This is a genomic window from Litoribrevibacter albus (assembly GCF_030159995.1).
Lineage (GTDB): Bacteria > Pseudomonadota > Gammaproteobacteria > Pseudomonadales > Litoribrevibacteraceae > Litoribrevibacter > Litoribrevibacter albus.
Genome location: NZ_BSNM01000014.1, coordinates 99,594 through 108,507, shown reverse-complemented (window position 1 = coordinate 108,507; position 8,914 = coordinate 99,594). Strand labels below are relative to the sequence as shown.

Genomic DNA, 8,914 nt, shown 5'->3' with positions numbered 1-8,914 from the left:
AAAAATGATTTTATCGGATATTAAATAGGTATCACTTGGTACGATGCCGATCATCTGTGCGTTGGGTAAGTTTGTGAGCAAAATTAGTTATTGTTCCTGTAATATCAGCGCTTTGCTTATCTAACTCAGAACGGATAACCCGTTGACTTGTAGTCTGGATAGAGTCATTCAGAGCGGAAGCAATAACCTGTACTTTTTCGTCCAACCTCTCAGCAACCTGCTCTGGTACGCTTCCACCATTGGCGCAATGTTTTGTATTACCAGCAATAGCCATCACAACAGGGTCGGCTTTGCCTAGTAACTTTTTGCGAGTATCTTGTGGGATATGTTTCACCCCATGCGTTACCAACGCAATCACAGACGTACCAATAAAAATGGCACCCTGAACTGGGGCAGGCAGTAGATAAGCTGCGGCTGATAGCAACCCAAGAACCGCATCAAGGGTATTTGCGACTTCTTCCGGACTGGCGGCAAACACCATTGTTGACGCAAGTGCGGCCCATATTGCAATAATCAAAGCTGTCAGTTTCATTTGCGCGTATCCTTTTGAATTTCGTTTCGAACAAGCCAGTTAACATTTTCTTCAACCCTTTTCATTGAGGATTCAAGAGAATCTAGACGACTGTTGTATTGAGCGTTTTGCGAGCTTAACTCGTTAAACTGTGTTTGAAGAAGGCGGAGGTCAGAGCGCAAATCCACAACGTCACTTTCTGCTGTTGCGACCCTTTGCTCATTGGCGAAGTAATTACCAGCCACTAATATCAAAGCTGTGACAATAGTAAGAATATTGCCTGTGCTTATATCTGGCCGATACTGAACGGTCGCCATATTTCACCCATAAAAAAAGCCCTCCAAATGGAGAGCTTTCTGAAAACTGTAAAAAGGTTCGAAGCGCAAAAATCGCACTCTATGTACATTTATACACTGTTGTTACATACAGCACAAGAGGAAAATAATTAACTTTTCAATGATCATTTAAATACGCAGTTTGTTGTAGTTGTTCGTAATAGCAGCCAACACACAAAAAACCATTAGCTGCCGCCCTGTTTTGACAATGCAAATTAATGCACATCGGCATCCACTGATAACGCCCCTCAGAAAACACATAACCACCTAGCAATCTAAAGGGTGCATGCCTAAACATTTTTATTTTACGACTTCTCTAAGCTCTAAGACTTCAGCATTCAGCTTTGCCGACATCGCTGAAATTACGTCAACCTCCATCTCTAACTTTGCTAGCTCTTTCCTAGCGAACCAACCCTCAATCAAACGACCAAGAAAGAAAGCCGTTACTACCAAAGAAAGAACAAGTTGCCATGTAAATTCCATCATCTACCCCTTAAATTCCGTATAGTTTCTCTAGGTGCTTTTTAGCTGCAATTCTAAGTTCAGGAATTGTTGTTACATCAGCAAACAACTCTTCTTCTTGCCAATCGCCGCTATCGTAGAACGCATGACCTGAACCGTCTGGCTCTAAATGAATAGTCACATGAGTATTCAATATGACTAGCTCCTCTTCAGGACAGCCGCAGCCCTCGTCACTTAAACCTCTCCGCAAAACTTCAATATCAGAAAGATCGTTACCGCTGCTTATTTCCTTGCTTGATAGCTGCATCTACTACTTTCCGATCTCTTTGACTGTCGATTTAAGATCAACATCGCACAGCGGATTTTCATCAGAAATACACCCATTACCCACTTTGAATTCCACCCACTCTTCGTATTCATCTTGCGTATGAGCAGGCAACTTTGATCTATCTATACTGATAACCACTAAAGCCATAATTCACCCCGTTAAACTCCGTGCTTTGAACTATCCGGGAATTCCGGACAGTTGCGTTATTTCTCGTTAAACTAAACGACAGCAAAGATAAGCCAGCTAACCAGCGTCAAGCTGACAGGCAATAGCCACACTGAAAAATACAACCGCCGATCCTCATGCCACCGCATAACTAAATTCCGATAATGCTTTACTTAATCAGTTCGTATCTAACTAACGTCGCCAATACCTGACCAAACGTCGCGCCCTGCATTTTTTCAATCAACGAATCACACTCAGTTTCAATCACATCCTGCGGCACTGACTGAATCGCAATTACATCCATAAGAACGCCCTGCAAATGTTCAGCGAGCGCGAACCTTTCGGACTCCGTTAATCGAATAGCATCCAATTCAATCATCATAGAATACCGATCAAACAACTCATTGAGCGACCGAGTAACCCCAAGCTCTGAATTGCTCAGGAAGTTCCGAAGTTTGGGCGACGGTGTAAAACTAGGGTTTCTGGAAATTTCTTTTTTCATCGGGCATCCTAAAGGACGACAAAAGCCGTCCATATATTTATATCCTTGATTTCGGTAGATCTTAGATATCCATTTCATCCAAGACTTCAGCTCTCGGCTTGTAACATTTTTCTTTAACATCATTTATCAAATCTTTAGCGATTTCTGTGCGACTAGGATATTTATCGTATTTGTTATATCTGTCGTAATCTTGTTTGATGATTTGATGATGCTCTTTTTCAATTTCGCTAATATCATCATTGTCAATTCGCACGCCATCTATCTCAATCCATGTTCCCTGATGGCCGATACTACCCCATCCAGATTCTTGCATTTGCGATATTTCAAGTCGCTCGTTTGCAGCAATCAGAAGATTTCTTGGGGTAGTTTTAATTTCGAATTGTTCTTGAACTTCACCACGCTCTATAGCCGTAGTAGTAGAAGGGTGGAATGCAGTGAAAATTTTGATAGACATTTTATTTTTCCTTTTGGCTCACCCGCTTTCGCGCTTCGCCTCTCTGGTTTGGATTGAAGCCCTTTGCCTCAACCTCTGAATACAACTGTATGACAACTGTCATACAGTTGCAAGCCTTTTTACAGAATATTTTTACTTTCCGATCTCTCGTATCTCGCTTTTCAAATCCTCATCTATCAGCGGATTTTCCCCACGCATCCAATTTTTGTCGCCAGTTTTAAACCTCAACCAATCTTCAAAATCTTCATCTGTATGAGGCGGTAATAAATCTCGATCAACACTAAGAACCACTAATGCCATAAATCCCCCTGTTACTTTCCGTGGTTTGAGTTGTTCGGAATAGCCGAACAACTGCGTTAATATTCGTTTTGCTCTGCTATTCGCTGGCGCTTATCTTCCTCATACTGATCCCAATCGGTTGTTTCCTCCATCTTTATGCAGTCATCACAAAGACGTGAACCGTAGTAATCAGACACAGGCAATTTTTGACAATACTCACACCCGCTCACTTCGCAATAATCATCCATAAATCACCTGTTTCGGAATTACCTAAGATCAGACCGCTTTGGCCCGTTCGTGTTTTTTTACATTCATGGCGGCCAGATTCTTAGCCACCACTTTCAAATTCCCGGTTAAACCCGACAGTTTGCTTCTGTTAATGAACAGGCTTTCAGCGCGGGAAATTGCGATCAGGTTGTCAGGCGCGCAATTCAGGGGGTCGCCATCAAGAAACGAAACATTGGTTCCAGGGGGAATCGCCCCAAAGTGCTCCTGATACACAACTCGATGTTTTAGCTCGTAAACGTTCGGCTCCTGAGTCTTGATCTCCACATACCCTTCGACATTGATCCGCTCACTGCCGACCGGCTTATGGTTCTGAGGCACATGGCCTTTTTTGAAATTGCCGCTGTTTGGCTTCATTACGCCTTTCGTGCCCGCATTCCAAGACGCTTCCCCCTTCACAAACTGGCCGGTGCGCCCCGTCAGCCACCCCTTGCGCTTACACAGCGCCGCAATGTGACTCACCTCCAACGCACGATCAAATTGGGCATTAAACCGATCTGTCAGCTCACGACGCGGCAAGGTGCAATGCGACTTGATAAAGCATAATTCTTGTTCTGAGTACTGAATCTGCCGACCTTTCATCCCAGCGACTCCGGTACTTTTTGATTCATCGGTAAATCGCCTAACTTGACCTGTGCTTCGAGTACCGTCTTCGCATTGGAGATAATTTGAGTCGCAACTGAGGTAATAGCATCAGTTCGGGCAATCTCTTTTTCCAGCTGCTCATGACTTAATTCTTCATCACCCAAGCGCTCAATTTGTGCAAATAAGTGGTCGTTCAAATCAGTCAGTTTGTTTTTCATCTTTAGTCCCTCAAAAGGCTTCCTCGTACATTTCAGCGATTCTCTGCTGATCAATGTCGACGTAAATTAGTGTTGTTTCTTCATCGTTATGACCCAGTAAATTTGCCATCTGAGCCAGTGAATATCCGTGTTTAACTATCCCGTTTGTAACTAAGCTCTTACGCCCTGAATGACTACTCGCCTGATGCAATCCGGCTTTCTTGTAAACCGTTCTAATGCTGCTTTCTAGCGCGTCACTCGATTTGTATTCCTTAACCGATCCATCGACCAAAACTCTCTTTTTAACGGTCATGGCATACGGCCTGCCTTTGTTCGAGAACAGAAAGCGACTATCTGGATTCAAGCCTTGATAATCGTCAGAGCTAAGATTCGTTCCCCAGCCCTTGGCCTTTCTATAATCAATCCAATCCTGAATAATCTCAGTGATTAGCGAACCACCTAACCAGATGGTTCTAGGCTTCAAGTTCTTACAAATGGCGGCTGGTAGATGAATCTCACGGCGTATCAAGCCAGCCTTAGTTACAACGTATTTAGTTTCGAGAAGTGCTATCTCTGATACCCGCATAGCTGAATGGCTTAGAACCAATGCACAGCGTTTACCTTGGCTATGCGTCATCAACTTGCAGACGGAAAGGGCGTGTTTAATTTGGAAGGGTTTTAATGCTTTGGCTTTGCTCATGTCTGTATAACCTCCAATATTGGAAATATGCAGACAATGAGAATTTAGCCCCTGCCAATTAATCCTAGCCCCTTATTCCGGCACTTCCACGGAATTCGCTAGAACCCGTCAGGCCACTTGATCAGTAGATTGCTCCACCAGCCATTGAACAAAGTAGTCACGAAGCGCCACATCGACAACATCCCCAGGAATCTTGGAAACCACGCTTACAATATCATCGCACTGAGCCGTGCTAAGGGTTCGATTAACGCCGTTCATTCGGAGTTTTCGAGTTGTCTTTACTGAGGCAAATCGCAACGGAAAGGAATGCATCATCCCCAAAGCCAACCCAACGTCTTTAAGAATGTATTCGGCCTGCCCTTTGGGGTTTATAAAGATACGTATCGCCCGGTTGTTGAATTCAATCCTGCTTAGTGGTGTATCCGGACGGCGCTGCTTACCCAATTCACTCAGCTTTTTCGCAGAACTGGCATCCCAACTGCCAATCATTCGAACCTTTCCAGAATTGTCGTAGACCTTTATTTTCTTACCAGATGCCAAGAAGGCCTCCACGTCTGCCTCTATCACAGTCCGCCACCCCGCTTTTTCAGACAGCGAGTAATTAAACTCACTGGGAGCAGTGGTAATTCCTTTGATTTTATTTAATGCGTTCATATTGCCACCTATAAACAGTTTATAAACATAAACATAACGTATACAAACAAAGGCTGCAAGAAGTAAACGTGTTATTTACTTAAAAAAGGGAATTAACGGAAAGGAAAACTACAGCGGCACCTTAACACCGGACTTTGAAAGGACTCGGGCAACATGTCGCTTAATCCGAAGATCGTATTCTGCCCATTCAACACTAAACGCCTCGTCGACATCCTCAGCAGACGGCAGACCGCTACGACGCTCAATATCAAACAACCAAGTTAACTGGTGACGAACGTCTTTTATGATCTTACCCAACACTTTCCCATCATCCAGGTAGGCACAAAGATTGGCATAGACTTTTTCTGACAGTCGAGCACGAACGCCCTCAACCAATAGTCGATATTCGGATAGGTCCACAGAAAATCGAGCAGGATCTTCTAAGATAGGGGTGATGACTTCTTTGATTTTATCAAACTTCAGTTTTCGCTTTTCGGCCAAAGTCTGATAACGACCCAGAGTAACTTCATGACGCCATGCTTCACGACGAATTTCCACCAGCAGGCTTTTTTCAGCTGTATCCAAGGCGCTATCAATAGCCTTACGACGGATTTGTTCAGCCAAGCCGCACACATCCAAACAGCCTAACTCTTTCGCCATACCGAACAGAAGATTGGCCGAGAACTCTACCTTTTCTGGAATCAGAGGATCAAAGCCCCCTTCCCCCACATTGAACGCCACCAGCAACGCCTCTAATTCGGTCAGTTTGGAAAATAAGTGTTCTCGTTGATTCATACAGCCCCCCCAAAGAAGAGACCGTAGTGTACCTTATGCCACCACCCGAACCAATGTCCGAGCGCGCGTAATGGTTTCACTTACCCGCCGCCTATTGGCTTTAAAACCAAGCTGCTTAAGTTGGTCCACCACATCGGACTGACTCACCCTCCGACCTTGCGGATAAAAGTACAACAAACAGGCTTTATGACCCCATTCGTCCATATTTGCAGACAGCGCCCGCGACACAAGATCCACCGTAAACGGCTCATTAATCGCTCCATTCCACAACGGCTTGGATTTTCCGGCGGATTCCGGCACAACCTCAACCACCAATGACTCATTAAAATGCGTGGGTTTCGCGTCCAATGGATGGGTTCGTTCAATGATTGAAATCGCCCATTCAGTAAGATATTGATCAACGGTGTTTTTCCGCATCCTAGCGCCCTCTGCTGGTGGTTGTTATTCGTGGCCAGTTCTCATACGTTCTGCTAACTCTTGGGCTCGATCACCAACTTGTGTAGCCCAACGACTGTCCAACATTTCAGCGGCGGCTTTTTCAAAGAACCCGTCATTAATGGCCACAATAGTTTTTACGAATTTACTAAACCGGCTAGCACCCAAATTGAAAATCATATTCAAAATCACTTCTTGCCGAACATCATTCAATTGATCAAAAGAGATAACCAACTGCCTTGCAGACCGAATACACTCAGCAATGTCATTTTCCAGCAAAAAATCGATTTCAGATTCCAGCAGCCCACGGTCTTCCAAGTTACGCCCCACGCCAATGGTTAACTTCCCCGCTGGGCAGGTGTACACAGTAGAGCGCACCCCTTCATGCCGTTTCAGATCATCTTTCAAACGTTGAATACTAAACTCACTCATAAAACTACCTTCATGCATTACTGTATCAATAGGCGCAAATGGAGACCCGGTTTCAAGCCACCGCTTTCCGCACATGTGGGGCAGGTTCGCTGATATAGTCTTTAAAGACTTGCCTGATTTCATCGTATCCTCTGGCAACCACTGCCTTATAACCCTGGTCTGTTAATCGCTGTAACCACTCTTTCTGGTTCGTCTGAACGTCCGCATCATTGGGCGGCGTCGCCTTGAACTCAATCGCCAACCCGTGATATTCACCACGGGGGAGAAAGAACACCAAGTCTGGAAAGCCCGCCTTCACCCCTTGTTTCTTCAGTTTGGCCGCTTCGATCTTGTTACGGCTTCCACCGTTCGGCACATGAATACAAACCTCTTCCGCCCAGGGGTAATGCACCTTTAGCCAGAGCATAAAAGCTATCTGCTCTGGCCCTTCATAATCGGTTGGCCGTTTCCTTGCCTTTGAAGTCTTCCGAACTGGTTTCATCTAATCCCCCTGGTAAACAGAACCACACGCCCCACGCTTCACCCCATTTTCTGGGTAAACCATTTCTCGGGTTGGTCCTGTCTCGTCATTAGCTACAACAACAGTGCGGAGCTTGTTAATCTCACGCTGCATCTGTTGAATAACCTTATCGCGGGCGTAGTTGGCTTCAGACTTCGACGCCACCACCTGTTGATTAGTCTTTAGGAAGCCCACGCTGTTACAGGTATCGCACTCATGCATAACCGCTGTAGCTCCACGCACAAAACATTGCCCGCGACAATCAGGACACGAAATGGTGTCCTGACGGCCAAATACATCAATCAAGCTCACTAAATCACCATTCCACGCTGATATACATCGAAGGGAATGTCATCTTCATAAGACTCACCCACTGGTGCCGGGGCTTGGCTTTGGGGGTTAGCATTGAGGGTTTGTGATTGCTCTGGGGGTTGAGCCCCATACGCCTCTGCTTGTTGCTGCGCTCTCATATCTGACCCATATTCGCCGGAACGACCGTCCAGCATTTGCATGTCAGAGGCAACAATTTCGGTGGTGTATCGATCCTGCCCTTGATCGTCTTGCCACTTGCGCGTTCTAAGTGAGCCCTCAATGTAGACTTTTGACCCCTTATGCAAATACTGCTGAGCAATTTCAGCCAATTTATTGAACATCACTACCCGGTGCCATTCCGTGCGCTCTTGCTTCTGCCCCGTTTGTTTGTCCGTCCAGGTATCGCTTGTCGCAATGGTCAAATTGGTCACAGCGTTGTTGTTGGCCGTATAACGGGTATCAGGATCTTGACCCAGATTACCCACTAAGATGACCTTATTAATTCCTCTTGCCATGATTTACCTCGTATTCTTACGTGAGCGAACAAAACCGGCATAACCCACACCGCCTTTACCGGTTAACTCTGCTGAGCGATCCATTCGGCATTGCTCTTTCACTAGGTTTTTTACTGTTGATTGAAATCGCTCTGGGACTTTGGAAAAGAGCACTAACTTTCGCTCTCTCCCTTTGGTCTCGTAAATTTCAATTGCGTAATCAGCCGCTGTTTTCGGTGGCATGTAACTGGTCTGCCTCTTGCTGTAACTGCCTAGCCAGCTCTTGATAGTGACGAGCCAATCGTTTTTTCTCGGCCTTATTTGGCTTAAAAAAACGGCGGTCTTTCACGACCCTAATTATACTGTATTTTTTTACAGTATTCGTTAAATTGGTAAACGTGTTCTGCCAGTTTTTCTGCTGCTTGCTCATTGCTCTTAAACTCCCTGAACTCAGATACGCCACACCGCTTTTTTAGAATTCCGATGCACCCGAAATAGGCCACTTTGGGTA

General features: G+C 45.3%; 21 protein-coding genes. All 21 read right to left on the bottom strand.

Features of this window, described 5'->3' with window-relative positions:
• Positions 1–31: 31 nt before the first annotated feature.
• The 21 genes from QQL66_RS10760 to QQL66_RS10660 all read right to left on the bottom strand — a co-directional run bounded on the left by QQL66_RS10760 (position 32) and on the right by QQL66_RS10660 (position 8,833).
• Positions 32–532: a hypothetical protein gene (locus QQL66_RS10760; protein ID WP_284381336.1), complete on the bottom strand. Its 501-nt coding sequence runs from the start codon at positions 530–532 to the stop codon at positions 32–34.
• On the bottom strand, positions 529–828 hold the full coding sequence (locus tag QQL66_RS10755) for a hypothetical protein (RefSeq protein WP_284381335.1): 300 nt from the start codon (positions 826–828) through the stop codon (positions 529–531). Before QQL66_RS10755 ends, QQL66_RS10760 begins: the two co-directional genes overlap by 4 nt.
• A gap of 318 nt (positions 829–1,146) precedes the next feature.
• Positions 1,147–1,332: a hypothetical protein gene (locus QQL66_RS10750; RefSeq protein ID WP_284381333.1), complete on the bottom strand. Its 186-nt coding sequence runs from the start codon at positions 1,330–1,332 to the stop codon at positions 1,147–1,149.
• 7 nt (positions 1,333–1,339) lie between these two features.
• Positions 1,340–1,615 (bottom strand): hypothetical protein, encoded by a 276-nt coding sequence (locus QQL66_RS10745; RefSeq protein ID WP_284381331.1) that lies wholly within the window; start codon positions 1,613–1,615, stop codon positions 1,340–1,342.
• A gap of 3 nt (positions 1,616–1,618) precedes the next feature.
• Entirely contained in the window at positions 1,619–1,783 is a 165-nt protein-coding gene (locus tag QQL66_RS10740; RefSeq protein WP_284381330.1) for a hypothetical protein, read from the bottom strand.
• Between the two features lie 187 nt (positions 1,784–1,970).
• Positions 1,971–2,303: a hypothetical protein gene (locus QQL66_RS10735; protein ID WP_284381328.1), complete on the bottom strand. Its 333-nt coding sequence runs from the start codon at positions 2,301–2,303 to the stop codon at positions 1,971–1,973.
• Positions 2,304–2,364: 61 nt separating this feature from the next.
• Entirely contained in the window at positions 2,365–2,757 is a 393-nt protein-coding gene (locus QQL66_RS10730) for a hypothetical protein (RefSeq protein ID WP_284381326.1), read from the bottom strand.
• A 132-nt stretch (positions 2,758–2,889) separates the two neighbouring features.
• Positions 2,890–3,057 carry a hypothetical protein gene (locus QQL66_RS10725; RefSeq protein ID WP_284381325.1) on the bottom strand — a complete coding sequence of 56 codons (168 nt, stop codon included), beginning with the start codon at positions 3,055–3,057 and terminating at the stop codon, positions 2,890–2,892.
• A 56-nt stretch (positions 3,058–3,113) separates the two neighbouring features.
• Complete coding sequence (locus tag QQL66_RS10720; protein WP_284381324.1) at positions 3,114–3,284, bottom strand: hypothetical protein; 171 nt, start codon at positions 3,282–3,284, stop codon at positions 3,114–3,116.
• A 28-nt stretch (positions 3,285–3,312) separates the two neighbouring features.
• Positions 3,313–3,903, bottom strand: a complete 591-nt coding sequence (locus QQL66_RS10715) for an HNH endonuclease signature motif containing protein (RefSeq protein ID WP_284381323.1) — start codon at positions 3,901–3,903, stop codon at positions 3,313–3,315.
• On the bottom strand, positions 3,900–4,124 hold the full coding sequence (locus QQL66_RS10710) for a hypothetical protein (protein WP_284381322.1): 225 nt from the start codon (positions 4,122–4,124) through the stop codon (positions 3,900–3,902). Before QQL66_RS10710 ends, QQL66_RS10715 begins: the two co-directional genes overlap by 4 nt.
• 10 nt (positions 4,125–4,134) lie before the next feature.
• Complete coding sequence (locus QQL66_RS10705; RefSeq protein WP_284381321.1) at positions 4,135–4,803, bottom strand: tyrosine-type recombinase/integrase; 669 nt, start codon at positions 4,801–4,803, stop codon at positions 4,135–4,137.
• Between the two features lie 108 nt (positions 4,804–4,911).
• Positions 4,912–5,457 carry a hypothetical protein gene (locus tag QQL66_RS10700; protein ID WP_284381320.1) on the bottom strand — a complete coding sequence of 182 codons (546 nt, stop codon included), beginning with the start codon at positions 5,455–5,457 and terminating at the stop codon, positions 4,912–4,914.
• 108 nt (positions 5,458–5,565) lie between these two features.
• Positions 5,566–6,231 (bottom strand): hypothetical protein, encoded by a 666-nt coding sequence (locus tag QQL66_RS10695; protein ID WP_284381319.1) that lies wholly within the window; start codon positions 6,229–6,231, stop codon positions 5,566–5,568.
• A gap of 33 nt (positions 6,232–6,264) precedes the next feature.
• Positions 6,265–6,648: a hypothetical protein gene (locus tag QQL66_RS10690; RefSeq protein ID WP_284381317.1), complete on the bottom strand. Its 384-nt coding sequence runs from the start codon at positions 6,646–6,648 to the stop codon at positions 6,265–6,267.
• A gap of 24 nt (positions 6,649–6,672) precedes the next feature.
• A complete protein-coding gene (locus tag QQL66_RS10685; RefSeq protein ID WP_284381316.1) occupies positions 6,673–7,098 on the bottom strand; it encodes a glycoside hydrolase family protein in 426 nt (141 codons plus the stop codon).
• 52 nt (positions 7,099–7,150) lie between these two features.
• Complete coding sequence (locus QQL66_RS10680) at positions 7,151–7,579, bottom strand: VRR-NUC domain-containing protein (protein ID WP_284381315.1); 429 nt, start codon at positions 7,577–7,579, stop codon at positions 7,151–7,153.
• Positions 7,580–7,909 carry a hypothetical protein gene (locus QQL66_RS10675; protein ID WP_284381314.1) on the bottom strand — a complete coding sequence of 110 codons (330 nt, stop codon included), beginning with the start codon at positions 7,907–7,909 and terminating at the stop codon, positions 7,580–7,582. It abuts the gene before it with no gap.
• Positions 7,909–8,424 carry a single-stranded DNA-binding protein gene (gene ssb / locus QQL66_RS10670; protein WP_284381313.1) on the bottom strand — a complete coding sequence of 172 codons (516 nt, stop codon included), beginning with the start codon at positions 8,422–8,424 and terminating at the stop codon, positions 7,909–7,911. Before ssb ends, QQL66_RS10675 begins: the two co-directional genes overlap by 1 nt.
• 3 nt (positions 8,425–8,427) lie before the next feature.
• Positions 8,428–8,646, bottom strand: a complete 219-nt coding sequence (locus QQL66_RS10665; protein WP_284381311.1) for a hypothetical protein — start codon at positions 8,644–8,646, stop codon at positions 8,428–8,430.
• On the bottom strand, positions 8,624–8,833 hold the full coding sequence (locus tag QQL66_RS10660) for a hypothetical protein (protein WP_284381309.1): 210 nt from the start codon (positions 8,831–8,833) through the stop codon (positions 8,624–8,626). Before QQL66_RS10660 ends, QQL66_RS10665 begins: the two co-directional genes overlap by 23 nt.
• Between the last annotated feature and the right edge of the window lie 81 nt (positions 8,834–8,914).